Source organism: Amycolatopsis nalaikhensis, assembly GCF_030264295.1.
In the GTDB taxonomy this organism is placed as follows: Bacteria; Actinomycetota; Actinomycetes; order Mycobacteriales; family Pseudonocardiaceae; genus Amycolatopsis; species Amycolatopsis nalaikhensis.
Genome location: NZ_CP127173.1, coordinates 7625291 through 7647184 on the forward strand (window position 1 = coordinate 7625291; position 21894 = coordinate 7647184).

The following is a 21894-nucleotide window of genomic DNA, read 5'->3' on the forward strand; positions in this document are numbered from 1 at the left end:
GCCGGTTTCGCTGAGGGCGAGCGTTATGGTGCCGTTCATGACCGACGGATTCGACCTCACCCGCGACGGCGAAGTCGCGCGCCTGACGTTCACCCGACCCGAGAAGATGAACGCCATCACCTACGGCATGTGGGCGGCGATCCCCGACGTCGTGGCCGAGGTCGAAGCCGACCCGGCGCTCAAGGTCCTGGTGATCACGGGCGCCGGGAAGCACTTCTCGGCGGGCGCGGACATCAGCGAGTTCGGCGAGCTGCGCACCACGGCGGAAGGCGCGGCGAGCTACGACAAGGCCGTCGAGGGCGCGGTGGCCGCGCTGACCGCGATGCGGAAGCCGTCGGTCGCGATGATCCAGGGCAACTGCATCGGCGGCGGCTGCCAGGTGTCGGTCGCCTGCGACTTCCGGTTCGCCGCCGAGGACGCCCGCTTCGGCATCACCCCGGCGAAGCTCGGCATCGTCTACCACTTCGACTCGACGCGCCAGCTGGTGTCGCTCGTCGGCCCGGCGCACGCCAAGTACTTCCTGCTGTCCGGCGAGCTGATCAGCGCCGTCCGGGCTCGCGAAATCGGCCTGCTCAACGACGTCTTCCCGGCCCAGGACCTGGAATCCGCCACACTCGGGTTCGCCGCGACGCTGTGCTCGCGCTCGCAGGCGTCGGTCCGCGGGATGAACCGGATCATCGAGAAGATCGTGGCCGGGCAGGAGACCTCGGACGCCGAGGTCGAGGAGATCCGCTCCGAAGCCCTGCACGGCGAGGACTACGCGGAGGGCGTCGCCGCGTTCCTCGAGCGCCGCCCGCCGCGCTTCACGTTCCGCTGACCATCCACATCGGACTCACGCGTCCAGGTACTCCTTGAAGTGGTCGGCGACCACGTCGGTCACCCCGGCGGGGTCGAGCCTGCCGTCGATCTCGATGACGCGGATGCCGAGCTTCCCGCGCCGCGCGCACCGCCTGCGCGGCGAGCATCCGGTCGCGCGTCAGGCGCGTGCGCTGTTCCGGGATCGCCGGGCCGTCCGGCCGGTGCCGCAGCTGGTGCTGGCGGAACAGCTCGGTCGGCACGAGCACGACCATCCGGCCGGGGGAGTCCACCAGCGGCCCGACGAGGTCCGGGCGCAGCCCTTGGCCCTCGGCGACGATGGGCCGCGGCGACGTGAGGGCGCTCAGGTCCGCCAGCGCCGAGTCGAAGCGCAGCTGCGCCTCGGCGATGGTCTCGGTCAGCAGGTCCCCGGCCGTGACGCCGTCCGGGAAGACGGCCGGGCCGCGGGCGTCCCGGTCGTCGTGGTGGTACGTCGTCAGGCCGTGCCGTGCGGCCAGCAGCCGCGCGACGGTGGACTTCCCGGTCCACGGCGCGCCGCCGATCCACAGCGCCTTCCGCAGGGTGCCGAACGGATCCCAGGTCATCGTTCGACTATCGCGGCACCGGCGGGCCGATGGCCAGCGTTCGGGCGGCGGTTGAGCCGTTCAGCGCAGAGTGACCCGCCCCGCACGGACGGCGGTCACGATCCGTCGCCGTCCTCGTCGACGACCAGCAGAGTGGAACTGTCCGCGAAGTCCGGTCGCGCCCCCAGCTTGAAGTGGAACCGCGAGCCGGGCCGGATCGCGGCGATCACCTGCGTGTCGGCCGTGTCGAGCACGATGATCGAGTGCTCGGCCGTGATCGGCTCCTCGTGCGGCTCGAGCCGCACGACCGGAATCGGCAAGGTCCCGCTGACCGAGCCGGACAGCTCGTCGTCCTCCTCAGGCGCGGGCGGCTCGAACGGCGGCGGCGGGACCAGCCGCGGGCGGCGCCGCCACCACAGCCCGGCGATCAGGCCGGTCAGCAGGCCCCCGGTGCCGCTGACCGCCGACGCGAGCCCGACGCCGAGGCTCGACGTCTCCTGGGCGGCCTGGGGAACGGCGGGCGGCGGGGCCGGCGGCAGCGGACCGAACCGCACCGCGGGGTCGCGCGCGTCGTCGGGCAGCTGGAGCACCTGGCCGGGCTCGATCCGGGTGGCGTCGGTGAACGGCGTCCCGTCCGGCCGCGGCCTGCCCTGGTTGAGCCGGAAGATCTCCGGGAACCGGCGCCCGTCACCGAGCGCGCGTTCGGCGATCTTGAACAACGTGATGTCGTCCGGGTCGTCCGCGTGCGGCACGATGTAGTACTTCACCGACGGCGGAGGCGGCGGCGTGGTCTGCGCGAGCGCGGGTCCGCCGGTGAGCACGGCGAGCAGGACCCCGGCGGCACCGGCCCGCCCGAGCACGCGGCGCACCGCGGGAACCCGGTTTCCGCCCATCGTCTCCCGCCTCTCCCCGGCGACCCGGCGGGTCCCGGTGTTGCCCCTCTACACGGGGCGGGGGAGGGCGTGGTTCAGATTTCGTCCCACGGCACGGTTTCGTACGCCCGCGCGAGCAGCTCCACGGCGCGGTCCGCGGGCGGCAGCACGACGTCGTCGACGGCGGCGACCGGACGGCCCGGCGTCTCCGAGTTCGTCAGGAACACCGCGTCGAACCCCGGCAGGTCGGCCGGGCGGACTTCGCGGGTCTCCTGCGGCACGCCCAGCCGGGCGAGTGCTTCCCGCTGCACCAGCATCGTGATGCCCGGCAGCACCTCGGCTTCCGGCCAGACCACGGTGTCCCCGGCCAGGAAACCGACGTTCCAGATCGATGCCTCGCTGACCCGGCCGGAGTGGTCGACGAACACCGCGTCGTCGAACCCGGCCAGGCGCGCCTGCCGCGCGTGGTGGATCAGGCCGAACGTGCCGAAGTGCTTGACGTGCGGCAGATCCCGTTGGTAGCGCACGGTGCGCAGCCGCAGCGGCGCCGGATCGGCCGGGTGCGGCGGCAGCGTGCGGACCAGGATCTCCGGGGTCATCGGCTCGTCGAACGACCGCGTGAGCACCAGGACCCGCACCGACAGCGCGGGTTCGTCCCCGACGGCCTGGCGCACGTACGCCCGCACGAGGTCGATGTCGAAGCTCGGCGCCGAACAGCAGCCGCGTACTCGCGCTCAGCCGCTCGAGGTGGTGGGCGAGCCCGCGGACCCGCCCGTCCCGGACCTGCATCGCGGTGAAGTGACCGTAGGAGGTCATCGCCGCGACGGAGGCGTCCGGGCCGAGCGGGACCCCGTTCAGCTCGGAACGGACCGCCACTAGGAGACGGTGACGCCCGTGAACTTCACCTGCTTGGTCGGCGCACCCGTGCCGTCCTGCGGGTTCGGGTTCGCGATGCCGGCCTTGGCGACAGCGTCGAGCACCTTGAGGCCCTCGTCGCTGATGCTGCCGAACACCGAGTAGTCCGCCGGCAGGCCCTCGGCGTTGCCGTAGACCATGAAGAACTGGCTGCCGCCGGAGTTCGGGGCCTGCGTCTTCGCCATGGCGAGGATGCCGCGGCCGTACTTGATCTCCGGGAACGCCTCGTCCGGCATCGTGTAGCCGGGGCCGCCCTGACCGTCCTGGGTCGGGTCGCCGGTGGCCGACGGGTCACCGCACTGCAGCATCTGCAGGCCCTCGGTGCCCAGCCGGTGGCACATGGTGTCGTTGTAGAAGTTCTGCTTCGCCAGGCTGATGAAGCTCTGCACCGCGCACGGCGCGAGCGCGCGGTCGAGCGTCAGCGGGATGTCGCCCGCCGTGCTCTTCAGCGTCACGTTCACCGTGCCGGTCGACGGCACGTTCTTGCCGTCGGGCAGGTTCACCTTCTTCGGCGCCTTGCCCGTCGTGTCGGCCTTGAAGTCGCACGTCGTCGGGTTCGGCAGCGGCGTGGTCCGCTTCGGCATCGCGATGCGCTGCGTCGGGATCTGGATGTCGGTCGGCGGCGGCGCGGCCGAGGACGAGGCGGCGGTGTCGGTGCTCTCGCCGCCGTTCGCGCTCACGATCCACACCACGACACCCGCGACGACGAGCACGGCCACACCGACCACACCAGCGCCGATCCTCCGGCGTCGCTTCTGCTGCTCCAATCGGCGCTCGAGCTGCCTCTCGAGCTTGCGCTTCGCAGCTTCGCGGCGCTGCTGGTTGGTCGCCACCCCGTACCCTCCAGGTTTCCGCTCGTGTCACACGTCTGAGGTAGCGGCAGTGTATGGGCACAGCCTGTGAGGACCATGTACAGGGCCCGCTAGTCTCAACCCGATCGTGATCGGCGCCATCCGGCGCGGATGTCCGGGAGGCGTTCGGTGCTCGTCGTCGGGTTCGGCAGCGGCCCGCTGCAGGCCAACTGCTACCTGCTGGCGGAGGCCGCCGGCGGGCCGTGCGTGGTCGTCGATCCGGGGCAGGAGGTCGCCGCCCCGCTGGCCGCCGCGCTCGCCGAGCACCGGCTGGTCCCGGCGGCTCTCGTGGCCACCCACGGGCACCCCGACCACGTCGCCTCGGCTGCCTCGCTGGCGGCCGAACACGGCGTCCGGCTGCACCTGCACCCGGCAGATGTCCCGCTGTACGACGGCGAGAGCGTGCCGCTCGAGGCGGGCACCTTCGCCGGGCTGGCGATCGACGTCCGGCACGTGCCGGGGCACACACCGGGGTCGGTGGTGCTGGAACTGGAGACAGCCGAGGGCGGGCGGGTCGCCCTGACCGGCGACACGCTCTTCGCGGGGTCGGTCGGCCGCGGCGACGTCGCCGAGTCCGTGCGCGGGCTGGTGGCGAGCCTGCCGGACGAGACGGTGGTGCTGCCGGGCCACGGCCCGGCGACGACGATCGGCCGGGAACGCGCGGGCAACCCGTTCCTCGCCGGGACGGGGGCGTGAGCGTGGCCGACGAGCCGACCGAGCGGCTGGCGCTGTTCGAAGAAGACCCGAAGGGCCGCCGTCGCCGCGGGATCTCCGGGCTGATCGGCGTGGTGATCGTCGCCGCGGCCTTCGGTGGCATCGCCGGCCTGATCGGCGGCACGGTGACCGGCCTGGTCGTCGCCGTGGTGATCGCCCTCCCGCTGCTGTACGTCATGGCGGTCAGCATCCGGCGCCGCGTGTGGCTGGAGGGCTCGACGCTGCTCGTGCGCACCTGGGGCCTGCGCCGGGTCGACCTGGTCACCGCGACCCGCCTCGACCTCGTCGTCGGCGACGTCCGCGGCTCCCGCACGGTGAGCCTCCTGGTCAACGCCGGTCAGCGCGGGAAGGTCGCGAAGGTCGACCTCGCGGTGTTCTCCGGCACCGGCGGGCGCGAGCTGGGCATCCTGCAGCTGCGGAAGCTGGCGAACGCGCTGATGAACAACACCGAGGCGAACGGCCTCGTGTTCGGGGAGCTGCTGGTGGCCGAGCTGCAAGGCGGAGGCGCGCGGCTCCGGCGTCGCGGAGCGGCCGCTCTACCGGCTGGCGTCGGTGGCGCCCTCCGGCAAGTACGTCCAGCGGTTCACGATGGAGGCTGTCAGCCGGTTCGTGGCGACTCTCGGCTGAGGTCCTCTTCGCGCAGCTGCTCGAGCTGGTAGACGAGCTCCGGGACCTCCTGCGCGATGTAGGCGGCGAGACGCTCGACCTGGTGCAGGGTGGCCCGGACGTCCTCCAGCGCGGCCGCGATGCGCGGCAGGGATTCGACGGCCTGGACGGTGGCCGTGACCACCCGCAGCGCGCCGCGCACGACCTGGCGCGGGCCGACGAGCACGAACATGGCGCCTCCCGGGTGGGCTGCTGCCTTCCTACCGCGTTCTCCCTGGTCCGGTGCGGTCGGGGTGCGCTGGTGTTACGGGTGTGACGGAACGGCTTTCGTGGTGCTGCTGAGGTAGGCGGCGGGCTCGCGGGAGGCGATCAGGGCGGCGAGGACGGTCGTCACCGGGACGGCCGCGACGATGCCGACGCTGCCGGCGAGTGTCCGGACGATCTCCTGCGCGATCTCCTCGCTGCCGAGCAGCGCGCCCAGCCCGACCCCGGAGATCGACGAGTACAGCAGCACCGGCAGCGCGGCCCCGGCGTAGGCCATGACCAGGGTGTTCACCGCCGAGCCGACGTGGTCGCGGCCGATCCGCAGGCCCGAGCGGTACAGCTCCTGCCAGCTCAGGTCCGGGTTGGCGCGGCGCAGCTCCCACACGGCGCTGGTCTGCGTGACCGTGACGTCGTCGAGGACACCGAGCGCGCCGATGACGACCCCGGCGAGCAGCAGCCCGCGCGAGTCGATGCCGTGGCCGAGCGAGCCGATGAGTGTCGACGTGCTGTCGTCGAGGCCGGTCAGGGACGCGGCGGCGGAGAAGATGGCCGAGAGGACGCCGATCAGGGCGAGGCTGACGAGCGTGCCGAGCACGGCGGCGGACGTTCTCGCGGACAGCCCGTGGGTCAGGTACAGCGCGATGAACATGATCGCGCCGGCCCCGGCGATCGCCACGAGCAGCGGGTTCTCCCCGGCGAGGATGGCCGGGAGGATGAACAGGGCGATGACGACGAAGGACAGGCCGAGCGCGACGAGCGCGGCGAGGCCCTGCCAGCGGCCGAGCACCAGCACGGCGACGGCGAAGAGGGCGGCCAGCACCAGCAGCGGGGTGCCGCGCTGGAAGTCGACCAGCTGGAAGCTCGCGGGATCGGCGGCGTTCCCGCCGTTGTAGGCGAGCACGACGGCGTCCCCGGCGGCGAACCGCGGGGTGCTCGGCTCGATGGGGACGGTGAGCTTGAACTGCTTCCCGGAGGCCGGGCCGTCGGTCATGGTGAGGTCGACGGTCAGGCAGGGCTTGGCGTTCGGGTCCGCCTGGTCGCCGACCTGGACCTGCCCCTGGGCGAGGCAGGGGCCGGTGGCGGTGGCGGTGATGTCGGCGGAGACGGGCGTGCCCTGCGGAACGACGCTCGTCGGCGACGCCTTGCCCCACGGGTAGAGCACGATCATCCCGACGACGGTGGCGAGCGCCAGCGGGGCGAGCAGCCAGATGAGCAGCATCCGGACGCGCCGCGACGCGGGGGCGGCGGGGCCGTGGCCGTGTCCATGGCCGTGCCCGTGGCCGGCTTCGGCGGGGGGATCGGGTTTCGCGGGGCGCTTGGTCGCGGCCGGGACCCGCTGGGGGCCGGTGTCGCCGCGCCGTGCGGCGCGCTGGGGGCCGGTGTCGGTTCGGCGGCCGCTGGACACGGGCTGCTCGCCGGTGTCGCCGCGGCGGTCTCCGCCGGCGGGCACCCGCTGCGGGCCGGTGTCGCCGCGACGATCGCCGCCGGAGCCGCGGCGGTCGCCCGTGGCGGGGACTTGCTGCTGTCCGGTGTCGCTGCGCCGGTCGGCGCCCGTGCGCCGATCGGCGGTGGGGACTTGCTGCGGCCCCGTGTCGCCGCGGCGGCCACGCTGCTTTCCGGCGCCGGGGCGCTGGTCGCCGGGCACCGCCTGCTGGCCGGTCTCACCACGGCGGTCGCCGGGCACTCGCTGCGGTCCTGTGTCGGCGCGCCGCCGAGGTGCCTCCGCCGCGCGCCGGGTGCCTTCCGGCGGGGTGCGGCGGGCGGGTTTCCGGGGCGTTCCCGGCGTTCCGGACGCGCCGCGGGCCAGGGAAGGGGACACCTCGTCCGTGATCCGGCGAATCGGGCCGGTTTCGTCGTCGTCCAGGTCGGGGCGGTCCACCCGCACATCCTGACAGCGGGAGCCGCCACCCCGCGCGAGGGGCCGCCGACGGTCCGGTTCGTCCCGTGCGCGGCTCAGCCGTAGGCCTGGCGGACGTGGACCCGCCGGTACGCCGACGGTGGCGTGTCGAAGTGGTCGAGGAACGCCTGCCGGAGCGTCTCCGTCGAGCCGAAGCCGCAGCGGCGGGCGATCGTGGCCAGCGGGAGGTCCGTGCCCGACAGCAGCCGGGCCGCCTGCTCGGTGCGGACCGTCCGGACGTAGCGGCCCGGCGTCGTGCCCAGGTGCGCGTCGAACAGCCGCGTCAGCTGGCGGGTGCTGATCCCGGCGCGGGCCGCGAGGGCCGGGGTGCCGAGGTCGTGGTCCAGGTGCTCGGCGATGTACGCGGTCAGGTCGCGGACCTCGCGGTGCTCCGGCGGCGGCCCGGCCAGGAACAGGCTCACCTGCGCCTGGTTCCCCGGCCGCTGCAGGTAGGTCACCAGGGCGCGGGCGGCCTCGCGGGCGAGCGTCGGGCCGTGGTCCTCCTCCACCAGCGACAGCGTCAGGTCCAGGCCGCTCGTCACGCCCGCCGCCGTGTAGACGTTGCCGTGCCGGACGTACAGCGGCACCGGGTCCACCGTCACCGACGGGTAGTCCCGCGCCAGCCGGGCCGCGTACCGCCAGTGCGTTGTCGCGCGACGGCCGTTGAGCAGCCCGGCCGCGGCCAGCACCTCCGCGCCGGTGCACACCGAGGCGACCCGGCGGCTGGTCCGCGCGAGCCGCCGGACGTGGGCCAGGACGCGCTCGTCGGCCGCGGCGGCCGTGCTGCCCCAGCCGCCCGCGACGACCAGCGTGTCGAGGTCGCCGGCGACCTGGTCGAGCCGCAGGTGCGGCTGCAGCACCAGTCCGGCGCAGGTGCGGATGCCGTGGCCGTCGACGGAGGCGAGCTGCAGGTCGTACGGCGGCCGCGCGCCGAGCCGGTTGGCGGCGTCGAACACATCGGCGGGGCAGGCGATGTCCAGCAGTTCCGCGTCGGCGTAACCGACGATCGCAACCCGTCTGGGTGAGCCTGGCATGATCGAACGCTAGCAGCCGGACCGGCGCTCGGACGCGGTTCGCAGGAATTCGGACATCGCCGTCCCGGCCGGTCGCGCCGCCCGCCAAGGTCGGGCCCATGACCGATGAGCAGAAGACCATCGCCTTCGTCGTGTACCCCGGCCTGACGCCGCTGGACCTGGTGGGCCCGCTGCAGGTGCTCGCCGCGCTCGCGCAGATCGACCCGACCTACCGGACCGTCGTCGTGGGGGCGGCGAAGGACACCCTCGACACCGACACGCCGCTGCGGATCGCCCCGAGCCACACCTTCGACGAGGTGCCGTCGCCGTTCGCGGTGCTCGTGCCCGGCGGCGCGGTGCCGACGCTGCGCGCGATGGCGGACGAGCGCCTCCTCGCCTGGCTGCGCACCGCGGCCGCGAGCGCGGCGCTCCTGACGTCCGTGTGCACTGGCTCGCTGGTCCTCGGCGCCGCCGGGCTGCTCGAGGGCAAGCGGGCGACGACGCACTGGATGTTCCGCGACCTGCTGCCCGGGGTGGGCGCGACGCCGGTCGCCGAGCGCTGGGTCGCGGACGGCCGGGTGATCACCGCGGCGGGCGTCTCGGCCGGGATCGACCTGGCGCTGCACCTGGTGGAGCGGCTGGCCGGGCGGCAGGTCGCGACGAACGTCCAGTTCGCCATCGAGTACGACCCGGAGCCGCCGCAGGGTGCCCTGGACTGGGCGAACCAGCCGTACGGCGACCTCAAACCGTTGCGTGAGCACACGCTGCGGGAAGGGCTGGCCGGCAACCCGGCGCTGCGGGACAAGCTGCTCGCGCACACCTGACCGACGTCGTCGGCCATCCGGGTGATCGGGGTTCGGACCGGGGAGCGGACGGTTAGATTCAGCTCGCTCGATCAGGTGATCTCGCGGGTGGGGTGTAGCCGTGCGGTACCAGGTCCTCGGCCCGATGACGGCCTCCGTCCCGCTGCCGTCGGCGGCCCAGCCGCGGCGGCTGCTCGCCGTCCTGCTCGCCCGCGCCGGCCAGTTCGTCGGCCGCGACACGCTGGTCGACGAGCTGTGGCCGGACGGCGCGCCGTCGAGCGCCGCGGCGATCGTGCAGGTCACCGTGTCGAAGCTGCGCAAGACGCTCTCGCCCGGTCTCGGCGCCGCCGAGGCCGGGCAGCGCCTGCGGTCGGGGCCGCGCGGCTACGCGCTGGTCGTCGAGCCGGGGGAGCTGGACGCGGACGAGTTCCTGACGCTGCTGTCATCGGGGGCCGACGACCGCGCGCAGCGGCGGCGTGCACTGGAACGGGCTCTCGAGTGCTGGCGGGGCGACGCGTTCGCCGACGTCGCGGGCGGGCCGCTGCTGGAGGCGCACAAGCTGTGGCTGGAGGACCGCCGGTCGGCGGCGCTGCGGCAGCTGGTCGAGCTGGAGCTGGCCGACGGCGACGGCCGCGCGGTGGTCGAGCGGCTCGGCCCGGTGGTCGCGGCCCGTCCGGCCGACGAGCACTTCGCGGCTCGGCTGGCCGCCGCGCTCGGTACGGTCGGCCGTCGCGAGTCGGCCCTGGAGGTGCTCCGCCGGACGCGGCGGGCGCTCTGGGAAGAGGCCGGGGTCTGGCCGGGCGCGGATCTCGTCGCGGTGTACCGCCGGATCGCGGGGACGGAGTGGACGACGCCGGGGCCGCCCGCCGGGCTCCCGCCCGCGGTGCCGGACTTCACCGGCCGCGCGGCGGAGCTGGCCGAGGTGGGCCGGGCGTTGCGCGGCCCGGCGCCGGTCGTGTTGCACGGTGCTGCAGGAGCGGGGAAGTCCGCGCTCGCGGTCCAGGCGGCGTGGCGGGCCCGCCGCCGGTTCCCGGACGGGCAGCTGTGCGCATCCCTGCGCGGCCAGGACGGGACGCCGGCCGACCCGGCGACGGTGGTGACGGGGTTCCTGCGCCTGCTCGGGGCGACGCCGGCGGAGCTGGCCGACCGGTCCGGCCTGCCGGGACTGTGGCGAAGCTACACCGCCGACCGGCGGTTGTTGGTGCTGCTCGAGGACGCGGTCACCGAGGCGCAGGTGCGGGCGTTGCTGCCGAGCGGGCCAGGCTGCGCGGTGGTGGTCACGGCTCGCCGGGAGCTGTCCGGATTGTGTGGCGCGCATCCGGTTCCGGTGCTCCCTTTGTCCACAGAGGACGGCTGGGCGTTGCTGGCGGCGATCGCGGGGGAGTCGCGGTTGCGGGCGGAACCCGAAGCGGCGCAACGTCTTCTCGGTCAGTGCGCGGGGTTGGCGTTGGCGATTCGGATCGCCGGGGTGAGGCTCGCGGCTCGGCCGGGGCAGCGGGTTGCCGAGCTGGCCGCGCGGCTCGCGGACGACCGCCGCCGCCTCGACGAATTGGCCACTGGCGACTTGTCGGTCCGGGCGGCGGTGATGTCGGCATTGCGCGACCGGCCCGCGGCGGAGGTGTCGTTGCTGCGGTTGCTGGCGGAATTCGACGGCGCGGTGCCGGACTGGTGCGCCGCGGCGTTGCTGGGACGGCCGTTGGCGGAGGCGAATGACTGGCTCGAGACCCTGGCGGGCGCGCACCTGCTCGACTCGGCCGCGGATCTCCCGCACGCGCGGTGGTCCGTGCCGCCGTTCGTCCGGCTCGTCCTGGCCGAGCAAGCCCCCGACCCGGCCGCCCTTCGCCGGGCCTGCGAAGTCACCCTCGTCCTCGCCGAACACGCCCGTGGCCTCCCGGTGTCCGGCCTGGCCCGACCGGATCCGGCGGCGTTGCGCCGCGTTTCGGCCGACCCGGCCGGCTGGGCAGCCGAGCAGACCGGCTTCGTCGCCGCCACCGTGCGGGTGGCCGGGGCGCACGGCTGGCACGAACTCACCGAACGGCTCGCCGACGCCTGCACCGCGCTCGCGGGCACGCCGTGGCTGGGGCAGGCCGCCCGCGCCGTCTCCGTGCTCGGCTTGGCCGCCGCCCGGCGTCGACGGGATCCGCGTGCCGAAGCCGAGAAGCTCTACCACCTCGGCTCCGTGCACTGGCAGCACGGCCGGGCTCGGCAGGCGCGGACCTACTTCGTCATGGCCGAAACCCGGTTCCGGAACCTCGCCGACCCGCGGGGCACCGGTGCGGTGCTGGCCGCACTCGCCGACGTCCACCTCGACGGCGGCGATCCGCGGGCCGCCGAGGCCGAGCTGCGGGAGGCGCTCGACCTGCTGCGCGACTGCGGTGACCGTCGCGGGCAGGCGGCCGCCGCCGCTCAGCTCGGCTCGCTCGCCGAAGACGTCGGGGACGTGCGGCGCGCCGTCGAGAGCTTCGAGGTCAGCATGCTGCTCGCCCGCGAATGCGACGACGGCCGCTGGCACGACCAGGCCGCGAAGCGCTACGCCGACGTCCTGCGCCGCCACGGTGGCCACGACCAGGCGGCCGACCTGCTCACCAGCGCGCTCGGCGGTGCCGTCCGCACGCGGGAACGGCACTGGGAGGCCCACGTCCTGCGCAGCCTCGGCGACCTGCACACCGAGGCCGGGGAACTCGGCGACGGCGAACGCTGCCTGACGCGGTCGCTCGCGTTGTTCGAGGGGATCGGGCACCGGCACGCCGCCGCCTACACCCACCGCAGCCTCGCCGAGGCGCGCCGCCGCGCGGGCGATCCGGTGGGCGCACGGCGGCACCTGCGGCTCGCCATGGGCGTGTTCCGCGAGCTGCGGGACCGCCGCGGCGCGGGGTACGCGCTGCTCAGCCTCGGCCGCACCCAGGCCGACGACGGCGCCGCGGCCGAGGCGGGACGACTGCTGCGCACGTCCGCCGACCTCTTCCGGGAGCTGGGGTTCCCGCTGTGGGAGCTGCGAGCCCTGCGGGAGCTGAACGCCGTCTCGAGCGAGTCGCCGGCGCGGGACCGGGCTCGTGAAGTCTTGACGAAGATCAGGACCTGACGTCGGCCGCACCCCTACCCGCGCGCGCGGTGTTTGGCGAAGTTATGGGTGTCCCGATTTGGCTCTCGGCCAACGGATCGTCGGACCGAGGAGGCAAGTCATGCCGGGACAACGGATGCTGGCGCGGGTGGCCGTCGGCCTGACCGCGTCGGCCGCGACGGTGGTGTTCGCCACCATCGGGACCGCGTCGGCGAGCGTCGAGGTCACCAAGCTCACCCAGGCGCAGGCCGCGTCGCAGCTGTCCGCGGCCGGGGTCACGCACTCGTCCAGCGGCGGCTGCACGGACCGCTACAACTCGACCTGCACGTCCTACGAGCAGATCAACCAGAGCACCGTCAGCGGCGTGATCACGCTCAAGCGGGCCAGCGGCTGCGCCATCAACATCACCGGCGGCACCGAGACCGGGCACGCGTCCGGCACCTACAGCCACTGGAACGGCTACAAGGTCGACATCTCGCACAACAGCTGCATCGACGGCTACATCAAGAACAACTTCAGCTACATCGGCCTGCGCGGCGACGGCTACCCGCAGTGGAAAGCCGCGTCCGGCAACCTCTACTGCGACGAAGGCAACCATTGGGACATCACGTATTACACCTGCGGCTGCTGAGGGCCGGGGCCTGCCCGCTTCGAGGGCTGCGGGCAGGCCCCGGTTACCGGCTGCGACGAGGGGGTACCTCTCCGGGTGGAGGTGAGGAGATGACTTCGCACAGCACCCCGGCCGGACGGCAGCGGACCCGCGCCGCCGGCCCGGTGATCGGCGCGGCGGCGGGACTCGTGCTGCTGGCCGGTCTGTACCTCGTGCTCGCCCCGTGGATCGCCGGCTTCGGCGGCGCGGGCGTGCTCGCCCTCAGCAACTCCCTCGTCGGGCTGGTGCTGATCGCACTGGCGATCGCCCGCGCGGCGACGCGGCGCGTGCGCCTGCTCGGCTGGGTCGTGCCGGTGCTCGGCGCGTGGGCGGCCGCCTCGCCGTGGCTGCTGCGGCACGCGGGGGAGACGCCGCCGTCGACGGCCGCGCTCGTCGGCAACGTAGTCGCCGGTGTGGTGGTCGTCGTGGCCGGGATCGCGGTGCTCGCCCGCGAGAGCTGAGCGCGCTGAAGGGGACGTTCGTCGCATCTGATGAGCTGAAGGGCCCTTTCCTCCCGCCACATGCGAGGAAAGGGCCCTTCAGCCCACCCCCGGGTGGACCGGGCCTGAGCACGCTCCGAGTGGACGCGCCGCACCTCGACCGGGCAGGCTCCGGCGAGGAGCGCGTGCGGGTGGACGGGCCCGCCGCCGACCCCTGGGAGGACCGGTGGACCCCGCCGACATCACGACCTCGAACCCGGACAAGATCTACTACCCCGAGGCCGGGCTCACCAAGGGCGACGTCGTGGGCCACTACCGGACCGTCGCCGAGGCGATGGTGCCGCACCTGCGCGGCCGCCCGCTGACGCTGCGCCGCTACCCGAGCGGCATCGCCGGCCAGACCTGGTACCAGAAGGAGGCCAGCCCGAAGCTGCCGTCCTGGATCCGGGTCGAGGCGATCCCGCAGCGGACCACCAGCGACGTCCGGCACGTCATCTGCGACGACGCCGCCACCCTCGTCTACCTGGCCAACCAGGCGGCCATCGAGTACCACATCTGGTCGTCCACAGTGGACGACCTGGAGCACCCGGACATGGTGCTCATCGACATCGACCCGCCGGACCACGTGACCGTCGCGGACCTTCGCGAGATCGCGAGGCTCGTCCGCGACGTCTACACCGCCGCCGGGCTCACCCCCTACCTGCAGGCCACCGGCGGGCGCGGCTTCCACGTCGTCGCTCCGTTGGAACCCAGCTACACCTACGAAGAGGTCCGCGACCTCGCCAAGGTCGCCGCCGAAGTGCTCGCCCGGCTCGACCCCGACCGGCTCACCACGGCCGTGCGGAAGAACCAGCGCGGTGACCGCGTCTACCTCGACATCCTCCGCAACGGCTACACGTCGACGTTCGTGGCGCCCTACTCCCTGCGCGCGCGGCCGTCCGCCGGCGTCGCCACCCCGCTGGACTGGCACGAACTCGGCAAGGCGGAGCCGGACGGCTGGACGCCGAAGCGGATGAAGGAACGCTTGGCTCGCAAGCAGGATCCGTGGGCGGGGATGGCCGACCACGCCGCCTCCCCGGCGCGGGCGATGGAGCTGTTGAAGGCGCTTTAGCGAAACCGCACGCGGGAAGAAATCGCTGTGCAATCCGGAGGAAGGTGACTGCCCCTCCTTCTCCGTACGGTCGACGCAGACCTACGGACCGCGGAGAAACGCCGTCTCCGCTCGAAGGAGAGAGCAGTGAACGTCGCCCAAGCAGCACCCGCATCGGTGGCGTCGGGTCTCGACCCGCGCCGCTGGAAAGCCCTCATTCTGCTCTGCACGGCCAACTTCATGGTGATCCTCGACGCGCAGATCGTCATCATGGGCCTGCCGTCGATCTCGGCCGACCTCAAGCTGTCGCCCGTCGCGGCGCAGTGGGCCCTCTCGGCCAACCTGCTGACGTTCGGCGGGTTGCTGCTCCTCGGCGGCCGCGCGGCCGACCTGCTCGGCAGGCGGAAGGTGTTCATGGCGGGCACCGCGCTGTTCCTGCTGGTGTCCCTGCTGTCCGGGCTCGCCTGGAACGCCGAGGTCCTGCTGGTCGCCCGTGCCCTGCACGGGGTCTCGGCCGCGCTGATGGCGCCGACCGCGCTGTCCATCCTGACCAACACCTTCCCCGAAGGCCGGGAGCGCAACAAGGCGTTCGCCGCGTGGTCCGGGATCGCCTCCATCGGCGCCACCGTCGGCCTGCTGCTCGGCGGCACGCTCATCGACTGGCTGGGCTGGCAGTCGATCTTCTTCGTCAACGTCCCGGTCGCGCTGCTCATGCTGGTGCTGAGCCCGGTGCTGCTGCGCGAGAGCAAGGACGCCGGCAAGCAGCGGACGTTCGACCTCGCCGGCGCGGTCGTCAGCACCGCCGCGCTGGGCCTGCTCGTCTACATCCTCGTCGAGGCGCCCACGAAGGGCTGGGTCAGCTTCCACACCCTCGGCCTCGGCGTGGTGTTCCTCGTGCTGGTCGCGCTGACGCTGGTGATCGAGAAGCGCTCGGCGGCGCCGCTGGTGCCGCTGCGGCTGTTCCGCTCGCCCGCGCTGGTCGGCGGCAACGTCGTGACGGCGATCGTCGCGGCGCTCGCGTTCGGCATGTCCGTGGCGATTTCCCAGTTCTCGCTGGGCGTGCTGCACTACACCGCGCTCGAGTTCGGGCTCAGCCAGTCAGCGATGCCGATCGCGGCCGTGGTCGGCGCGTACATCGCGCAGGCCGTGCTCAACCGCATCGGCATCCGTGCCGTCGCGGTCACCGGTGTGGTGCTGCTCGGCGCCGGGTGCTTCCTGCTGACCGGGATCTCGCCGACCGGCACCTACTGGGCCGACGTCTTCCCGGGCCTGGTCCTGTTCGGCCTCGGACTCGGCGGCGGCCCGGTCGCCCTCGCGGCGGCGGCGCTGAACGGCATCGCCAAGCGCGACGCGGGCATCGCGTCCGGCTTCAACACCGCGGCGTTCCAGGTCGGCGGCGCGATCGGCGTCGCGATCGTCTCGACGATCATCGCCTCGCACATGGCGCAGGCGGCGACCAGCCCGGCGGCGGTCATGGACGGCTTCACGCAGGGCTTCGTGGCGTGCGTGATCTTCGCGGCCGTCGGCCTGGTGCTGGCCGTGGCCCTGCTGCGCAAGCGCGGTGGCGGGCAGCTGCAGGTGGTTCCGGAGCAGCGGACGCCTTCGGCGCACTGAGGTTCCGTCGGTGACGGCCTCCCCGGTTCCGGCCGGGGAGGCCGTTTTCACGTCCGGATCCGGAGCCAGTCGCCGTCGGCCTTGCCGGGGCGGTACTCGGCGTCGGCGCGTTTCGCGTAGATCCCGCCGAGGCCGTGTTCGCGCGCGGCCGCCAGCACGGCTTCGCCGCCGCCGCGGAAGTACCGCGGCACCTGCCAGTTGCCGCCGGTCAGGCCGAGGTCGGCGAGCATGTCCCGCCGTTCGACGTACGGCAGCTCCAGCGTCGCGCGGCCTTCGTAGTGCAGCAGGTCGTAGGCGAAGAAGAACGCCGGGCAGTGCTTGGCCATCCGCTTGGCGTCGGTGCCTTCGGCGCGGTTGCGCTGCACCAGCCCCTCGGGATCCGGGCGGCCGTCGCGGACGACGACCATCTCGCCGTCGAGCAGGACCTCCGTCGAGCCCAGGGTTTCGCCGAGCTTGTGCAGCTCCGGCCAGCGCCCGATGACGTCGGCGCCGGTGTCGTCGTGCGCCGCGATGCGGCCGCCGGACACGCACAGCATCGTGCGGGCGCCGCCCCAGTCGAACTCGTAGGCCCAGTCTTCGTCGTCGGCCGAGGGCGGCAGCTCGCCGTCGACCGCGGCCATCGGCTCGAGGAACTCGGGGGAGTCCTCGTGCCCGTCCTCGGCCGGGTCGAGGCGGCGCAGCGTCCAGTCGCCCTCGTCCTCCGGGTTGTGCCGGTTGAGGAACAGGTACTTGCCGTTCGCCTTGCCGCCGTGGAAGACGACCTCGACCTTGTGGTTGTTCCAGTGCAGGGTTTCGTAGCGGCCGGTGTCCCAGATCGCCATCCACCCGCCGCCGTACTCGCCGGCCGGGATCTCGCCCTCGAAGTCGAGGTACTCCATGGGGTGGTCTTCGGTGTGCACCGCCAGCCGCGTGACGCCGGGGGAGAGCGGCAGGCCCTTCGGCACCGCCCACGACACGAGGACGCCGTCGCGTTCCAGCCGGAAGTCCCAGTGCAACCGAGTGGCGTGGTGCTCCTGGATGACGAACAGGTCGTCGTTGCCGGGCTCCGGCGGGCCTTCCGGCCACGGTTCGGGAGTACGGGACCGATGCCGCTTGCGCCGGTACTCGTCGAGTCGGTCGGCCATCGCGGAACCGGCACCCCCACTTCGCTCGGTGAGCCACCAGGTTACCGCCTGGGCCGGGCCGCCCGGACTCCCGTCGTGCGCAGGACGGGAGCCCGGGGACCGGTCAGTCCGTTTCCGCCATGGCTTCGGCGAACTGGGCCGCGTACAGCCGCGCGTACGCACCACCGCTGTGCAGCAGCGTTTCGTGGTCGCCGTGCTCGACGATCCGCCCGTGCTCCATCACCAGGATCACGTCGGCGTCGCGGATCGTGGAGAGCCGGTGCGCGATGACGAAGCTGGTGCGCCCGCTGCGGAGCGAGTTCATCGCCCGCTGGATGAGCACCTCGGTGCGGGTGTCCACCGAGCTGGTCGCCTCGTCGAGGATGAGGATGACCGGCTTGGCCAGGAACGCCCGTGCCACCGTGATCAGCTGCTTTTCACCGGCGCTGACCGTGCCGCCCTCGTCGTCGAGCACCGTCTCGTAGCCGTCCGGCAACGTCCGGACGAAGCGGTCCACGTGCGTCGCCTTCGCCGCTTCGACGATCTCCTCCCGGCTCGGGTTGTCCGCGCCGTAGGCGATGTTCTCCGCGATCGTGCCGCCGAACAGCCACGCGTCCTGCAGCACCATGCCGGTCTGGTCGCGCAGCTCCTCGCGGTTCATCTTCGCGATGTCGACGCCGTCGAGCGTGATCCGGCCGCCGTCCAGCTCGTAGAACCGCATGAGCAGGTTGACCAGCGTCGTCTTGCCCGCGCCGGTCGGCCCGACGATCGCCACCGTCTGGCCGGGTTCCACGGTCAGCGAGAGGTCGTCGATCAGCGGCTTGTCCGGCAGGTAGCGGAACGAGACGTCCTGGAACTCGACGCGCCCGCGGATGACCGACGGCCGCTCCGGGTGTTCCGGCTCCGGCGCCTGCTCCTCGGCGTCGAGCAGCGCGAACACCCGCTCGGCCGAGGCGACGCCGGACTGCAGCAGGTTCGCCATGCTGGCGATCTGCGTGACCGGCTGGCTGAACTGGCGCGAGTACTGGATGAACGCCTGCACCTCGCCGAGGGTCAGGCTGCCCGACGCGACGCGCAGCGCGCCGATCACGGCCACCAGCACGTAGCTCAGGTTGCCGATGAACATCATCGCCGGCTGGATCATGCCGGAGATGAACTGCGCCTTGAAGCTCGCCTGGTAGAGCGTCTCGTTCTGCTTGTCGAAGATGGCCGCGGACTCCTCGCGGCGGCCGAACACCTTGACCAGCGAGTGCCCGGTGTACATCTCCTCGACGTGGGCGTTGAGCTTCCCGGTCGTCGACCACTGCTTGATGAAGTTCGGCTGCGCCCGCTTCCCGATCTTCGCCGCGATGACCGCCGACAGCGGCACCGTGAGCAGCGCGATCACGGCGAGCAGCGGCGAGATCAGGAACATCATGATCAGCACGCCGATGACGGTCAGCAGCGACGAGACGATCTGCGACAGCGTCTGCTGCAGCGACTGGGCGAGGTTGTCGATGTCGTTGGTGACGCGGGAAAGCACCTCGCCGCGCGGCTGGCGGTCGAAGTACTTCAGCGGCAGCCGGGCGAACTTCGCTTCGACGTCCTCGCGCAGCCGGTACACCGCGTGCTGCACCAGCGTGGTCGTCAGCCGGGCCTGGATCAGCCCGAAGAACGACGAGATGACGAACAGCGCCAGCACGGTCAGCAGGATCTGCCCGACCTTGTCGAAGTCGATGCCGACGCCCGGCACGAGGTCGACGCGGCTGTAGATGTCGGCCAGCGTGCTGTCGCCGCGGGCGCGGAGCCCGGCGACGATCTGCTCCTTGGTGACGCCCGGCGGCACCTGCTTGCCGAGCACCCCGGCGAGGATCGCGTCGGTGGCCTGGCCGAGGATCTTCGGCCCGATCACCGTCAGCGCGACGCTCGCCGCGCCGAACACGAGCACGGCGATCAAGGCGGCCCGTTGCGGTCTGAGCAGCCGCAGCAGCCGCTTCAGCGATCCCTTGAAGTCGAGGGCCTTCTCCGGCGGCGCGCCGCCCGCCATCCACCGGCCCGGCCCCGCGGTGGCGGCCCCGGTGTTCTTGTGCCGCTCGGCGGTCGGCCGTTCGCCGGCCTCGGTGACGGCGGCCTTGGGCGATTCGGTCGTGCTCACGCCGCCTCCTGCTCGGTCAGCTGGGACAGCACGATCTCCCGGTAGGTTTCGTTGCCGTCGAAGAGTTCGTGGTGGGTGCCGGTGCCGACGACGCGGCCCTCGTCGAGGACGATGATCCGGTCGGCGTTGCGGATGGTGCTGACCCGCTGCGCCACGATGACCACCGTGGCGTCGGCGGTTTCGGACACCAGCGCGCGGCGCAGCGCCGCGTCGGTCGCGTAGTCGAGCGCCGAGAACGAGTCGTCGAAGAGGTAGATCTCCGGTTTGTGCACCAGCATCCGCGCGATCGCGAGCCGCTGCCGCTGGCCGCCCGAGACGTTGGTGCCGCCCTGGGCGATCGGCGCGTTCAGGCCTTCGGGCATCGCCTCGACGAAGTCCTTGCCCTGCGCGACTTCCAGCGCGTGCCACAGCTCTTCGTCGGTGGCGTCCGGGTTGCCGTAACGCAGGTTGCTCGCCACCGTGCCGGCGAACAGGTACGGCTTCTGCGGCACCAGCCCGACCGCGCGGGCGAGCACCGCCGGGTCGAGGTCGCGCACGTCGACGCCGTCGACCTTGACCGTGCCCTTCGTGGCGTCCATCAGCCGCGGGATGAGGTTCAGCAGCGTCGTCTTGCCGGTGCCCGTCGAGCCGATCACCGCCGTGGTCTCCCCGGGGCGCCCGACCAGCGAAATGTCCTGCAGCACCGGCTTTTCCGCGCCGGGGTAGCGGAACTCGACGCCGGTGAGCTCGAGGTGCCCGTGCACCTGGCCGGGCCGGATCGGCGACACCGGCGGGCGGACGCTCGACTCGGTGTCGAGCACCTCGCTGATCCGCTCGGCGCTGACCTCCGCGCGCGGCACCATCATGAACATGAACGTGGCCATCATGACGGCCATCAGGATCTGCAGCAGGTAGGACAGGAACGCCGTCATGGCCCCGATCTGCATGCTGCCGGAGTCGATGCGCTGCCCGCCGAACCACAGCACGGCGACGCTGGAGGCGTTCATCACCAGCATGACGATCGGGAACATCAGCGCCATCAGCCGCCCGACCCGCAGCGACACGGTGAGCAGCTGGTCGTTGGCGACGTCGAAGCGCTCGCGCTCGTGCTTGTCGCGGACGAACGCGCGGATCACCCGGATGCCCATGATCTGCTCGCGCAGGATCTGGTTGATCCGGTCGATCCGCTCCTGCATCAGCCGGAACGCCGGCCGCATCTTCGCGATGATCGTGCCGACCGCGACCGCCAGCACCGGCACGATGACCAGCAGCAGCGAGGAGAGCGGCACGTCGAGGTTCAGCGCGAGGATGATGCCGCCGACGCACATGATCGGCGCCGACACCATCAGCGTCAGCGTCATCAGCACCAGCATCTGGACCTGCTGGACGTCGTTGGTGGTGCGGGTGATCAGCGACGGCGTGCCGAACTGGCCGACCTCGCGGGCCGAGAAGTCCTGCACCCGGTGGAAGACGCCGGCGCGGATGTCGCGGCCGATCGCCATCGCCGTGCGGGCGCCGAAGTACACCGCGCCGATCGAGCCGGCGATCTGGGCCAGCGTGACGGCGAGCATCATCGCGCCGACGCGCAGGATGTAGGGCATGTCGCCCTTGATCAGCCCGTTGTCGACGATGTCGGCGTTCAGCGTCGGCAGGTAGAGCATGGCGATCGTCTGCACGAGCTGCAGGGCGACGATCACCCACAGCGTGCTCCGGTACGGGCGCAGGTGACTGCGCAGGAGCTTGACTAGCACAACGGTTCCCCCAGTGGAGTGGTGGTGTTCTTCGGTTCGGGTTTCGGCGGGGCGCCGCCGGTCAGGGAGGGCAGGCCCGTGGAGAGCTCGTCCAGCAACCGCACCAGGGTCGGCAGGAACGGTTCGCCTTCGCTCATGAACCAGTTGAAGAAGGCGACCCGGACAGCGCTTTCCACGGACGAGGCCATCAGCCGGCACAACAGGTGGTCCGCCCCGCCCGCCCGCTTCGCGATCGTCTCCGCCAGGACGCGCTCGACCGACGCGTGGGCGTTGAGGAACTCGCCGCGCAGCATGAGCTGGCCCATCAGCTCCCGGATACGCGCAACATACGCGCGATCGGGCTCGCCCTCACGCGAATATTGCTCGATCACGGCCTGCTTGACCGACTCCCACAGCGGCTCGCCTTCGGGCCGGGCGAGGAGGGCCTCCCGCATCCCCTCGTGCCGGTCGACGACGATGGCGCAGACCGCCTGCTCCTTGCTGGAGAAGTAGTTGTTGAACGTGCGCGGCGAGACGCCCACTTCATTGGCGATGTCCTCGACCCGCACGTTCTCCAGCCCACGTTCCAGCGTGAGCCGCAGCGCGGCCTGCGCGAGCGCGCGGCGGGCTTCCCGCTTCTTGCGCTCGCGCAGGGTCAGCTTCGGCTGGTTTTCCGGCGGCATGAACGGAGTGTAGCGAAAAACTTGCGTGTCGCGCAAAAAATTGCGTGGCACGCAAAATTGGGGCAAACCGGACAGTCGGCGGAGGTGTCGCCCGGGT

19 protein-coding genes and 1 pseudogene are annotated in these 21894 nt (G+C 72.4%); 9 read left to right on the forward strand and 11 right to left on the reverse strand.

Annotation, left to right across the window (positions count from 1 at the left end; genetic code table 11):
* Nucleotides 1–37: 37 nt before the first annotated feature.
* Complete coding sequence (locus tag QP939_RS37360; RefSeq protein ID WP_285451128.1) at nt 38–817, forward strand: enoyl-CoA hydratase/isomerase family protein; 780 nt, start codon at nt 38–40, stop codon at nt 815–817.
* Here QP939_RS37360 and QP939_RS37365 read toward each other — a convergent pair.
* From QP939_RS37365 to QP939_RS37380, 4 genes are all read right to left on the reverse strand, one after another.
* Entirely contained in the window at nt 804–1400 is a 597-nt protein-coding gene (locus QP939_RS37365; RefSeq protein ID WP_285451129.1) for a cytidylate kinase family protein, read from the reverse strand. The two genes, QP939_RS37360 and QP939_RS37365, sit on opposite strands and share 14 nt — an antisense overlap.
* 95 nt (nt 1401–1495) lie before the next feature.
* Entirely contained in the window at nt 1496–2272 is a 777-nt protein-coding gene (locus tag QP939_RS37370) for a LysM peptidoglycan-binding domain-containing protein (RefSeq protein ID WP_285451130.1), read from the reverse strand.
* A gap of 74 nt (nt 2273–2346) precedes the next feature.
* Nucleotides 2347–2937, reverse strand: a complete 591-nt coding sequence (locus tag QP939_RS37375; protein WP_285451131.1) for an aminotransferase class IV — start codon at nt 2935–2937, stop codon at nt 2347–2349.
* Between the two features lie 189 nt (nt 2938–3126).
* A complete protein-coding gene (locus QP939_RS37380) occupies nt 3127–3999 on the reverse strand; it encodes a peptidylprolyl isomerase (RefSeq protein WP_285451133.1) in 873 nt (290 codons plus the stop codon).
* Nucleotides 4000–4146: 147 nt separating this feature from the next.
* Between QP939_RS37380 and QP939_RS37385 the strand changes: the two genes are divergently transcribed.
* Both QP939_RS37385 and QP939_RS37390 read left to right on the forward strand, forming a co-directional pair.
* Nucleotides 4147–4713, forward strand: a complete 567-nt coding sequence (locus QP939_RS37385; protein ID WP_285459935.1) for an MBL fold metallo-hydrolase — start codon at nt 4147–4149, stop codon at nt 4711–4713.
* Nucleotides 4710–5358, forward strand: a pseudogene (locus QP939_RS37390) (hypothetical protein). Before QP939_RS37385 ends, QP939_RS37390 begins: the two are co-directional and overlap by 4 nt.
* Here the strand turns inward: QP939_RS37390 and QP939_RS37395 are convergent.
* The 3 genes from QP939_RS37395 to QP939_RS37405 form a co-directional block, all read right to left on the reverse strand.
* Nucleotides 5330–5569, reverse strand: a complete 240-nt coding sequence (locus tag QP939_RS37395) for a hypothetical protein (protein WP_285451135.1) — start codon at nt 5567–5569, stop codon at nt 5330–5332. The pseudogene QP939_RS37390 and the gene QP939_RS37395 overlap by 29 nt on opposite strands.
* Nucleotides 5570–5641: 72 nt before the next feature.
* Complete coding sequence (locus tag QP939_RS37400; protein WP_285451136.1) at nt 5642–7480, reverse strand: YibE/F family protein; 1839 nt, start codon at nt 7478–7480, stop codon at nt 5642–5644.
* A 74-nt stretch (nt 7481–7554) separates the two neighbouring features.
* A complete protein-coding gene (locus QP939_RS37405; protein ID WP_285451137.1) occupies nt 7555–8532 on the reverse strand; it encodes a GlxA family transcriptional regulator in 978 nt (325 codons plus the stop codon).
* 98 nt (nt 8533–8630) lie between these two features.
* Between QP939_RS37405 and QP939_RS37410 the strand changes: the two genes are divergently transcribed.
* The 6 genes from QP939_RS37410 (at nt 8631) to QP939_RS37435 (ending at nt 16168) form a co-directional block, all read left to right on the forward strand.
* Nucleotides 8631–9335 carry a DJ-1/PfpI family protein gene (locus QP939_RS37410; RefSeq protein WP_285451139.1) on the forward strand — a complete coding sequence of 235 codons (705 nt, stop codon included), beginning with the start codon at nt 8631–8633 and terminating at the stop codon, nt 9333–9335.
* A 100-nt stretch (nt 9336–9435) separates the two neighbouring features.
* Nucleotides 9436–12396: an AfsR/SARP family transcriptional regulator gene (locus QP939_RS37415; RefSeq protein ID WP_285451141.1), complete on the forward strand. Its 2961-nt coding sequence runs from the start codon at nt 9436–9438 to the stop codon at nt 12394–12396.
* A gap of 100 nt (nt 12397–12496) precedes the next feature.
* The gene (locus QP939_RS37420) at nt 12497–13006 is read left to right on the forward strand and encodes a hypothetical protein (RefSeq protein WP_285451142.1); all 510 of its coding nucleotides are present in this window, start codon (nt 12497–12499) and stop codon (nt 13004–13006) included.
* 89 nt (nt 13007–13095) lie between these two features.
* Complete coding sequence (locus tag QP939_RS37425; protein WP_285451144.1) at nt 13096–13485, forward strand: SPW repeat domain-containing protein; 390 nt, start codon at nt 13096–13098, stop codon at nt 13483–13485.
* A gap of 205 nt (nt 13486–13690) precedes the next feature.
* Entirely contained in the window at nt 13691–14575 is an 885-nt protein-coding gene (gene ligD / locus QP939_RS37430; protein ID WP_285451146.1) for a non-homologous end-joining DNA ligase, read from the forward strand.
* Nucleotides 14576–14701: 126 nt separating this feature from the next.
* On the forward strand, nt 14702–16168 hold the full coding sequence (locus QP939_RS37435; protein WP_285451147.1) for an MFS transporter: 1467 nt from the start codon (nt 14702–14704) through the stop codon (nt 16166–16168).
* A gap of 47 nt (nt 16169–16215) precedes the next feature.
* Here the strand turns inward: QP939_RS37435 and QP939_RS37440 are convergent, their stop codons facing one another.
* The 4 genes from QP939_RS37440 to QP939_RS37455 form a co-directional block, all read right to left on the reverse strand.
* A complete protein-coding gene (locus QP939_RS37440) occupies nt 16216–17292 on the reverse strand; it encodes a DNA polymerase ligase N-terminal domain-containing protein (RefSeq protein ID WP_285451148.1) in 1077 nt (358 codons plus the stop codon).
* A 103-nt stretch (nt 17293–17395) separates the two neighbouring features.
* Complete coding sequence (locus QP939_RS37445) at nt 17396–19405, reverse strand: ABC transporter ATP-binding protein (protein ID WP_285451149.1); 2010 nt, start codon at nt 19403–19405, stop codon at nt 17396–17398.
* Nucleotides 19402–21135 (reverse strand): ABC transporter ATP-binding protein, encoded by a 1734-nt coding sequence (locus QP939_RS37450; protein WP_285451150.1) that lies wholly within the window; start codon nt 21133–21135, stop codon nt 19402–19404. Before QP939_RS37450 ends, QP939_RS37445 begins: the two co-directional genes overlap by 4 nt.
* On the reverse strand, nt 21129–21797 hold the full coding sequence (locus QP939_RS37455; protein ID WP_285451151.1) for a TetR/AcrR family transcriptional regulator: 669 nt from the start codon (nt 21795–21797) through the stop codon (nt 21129–21131). Before QP939_RS37455 ends, QP939_RS37450 begins: the two co-directional genes overlap by 7 nt.
* Nucleotides 21798–21894 lie beyond the last annotated feature (97 nt).

Excerpts from the sequence above, each read along its gene's own strand:
- QP939_RS37455 (WP_285451151.1), bottom strand. The coding sequence starts at position 21,797 with ATGCCGCCGGAAAACCAGCCGAAGCTGACCCTGCGCGAGCGCAAGAAG.
- QP939_RS37395 (WP_285451135.1), bottom strand. The coding sequence starts at position 5,569 with ATGTTCGTGCTCGTCGGCCCGCGCCAGGTCGTGCGCGGCGCGCTGCGG.
- QP939_RS37405 (WP_285451137.1), bottom strand. The coding sequence starts at position 8,532 with ATGCCAGGCTCACCCAGACGGGTTGCGATCGTCGGTTACGCCGACGCG.
- QP939_RS37440 (WP_285451148.1), bottom strand. The coding sequence starts at position 17,292 with ATGGCCGACCGACTCGACGAGTACCGGCGCAAGCGGCATCGGTCCCGT.
- QP939_RS37425 (WP_285451144.1), top strand. The coding sequence starts at position 13,096 with ATGACTTCGCACAGCACCCCGGCCGGACGGCAGCGGACCCGCGCCGCC.
- QP939_RS37370 (WP_285451130.1), bottom strand. The coding sequence starts at position 2,272 with ATGGGCGGAAACCGGGTTCCCGCGGTGCGCCGCGTGCTCGGGCGGGCC.
- QP939_RS37420 (WP_285451142.1), top strand. The coding sequence starts at position 12,497 with ATGCCGGGACAACGGATGCTGGCGCGGGTGGCCGTCGGCCTGACCGCG.
- QP939_RS37360 (WP_285451128.1), top strand. The coding sequence starts at position 38 with ATGACCGACGGATTCGACCTCACCCGCGACGGCGAAGTCGCGCGCCTG.
- QP939_RS37410 (WP_285451139.1), top strand. The coding sequence starts at position 8,631 with ATGACCGATGAGCAGAAGACCATCGCCTTCGTCGTGTACCCCGGCCTG.
- QP939_RS37365 (WP_285451129.1), bottom strand. The coding sequence starts at position 1,400 with ATGACCTGGGATCCGTTCGGCACCCTGCGGAAGGCGCTGTGGATCGGC.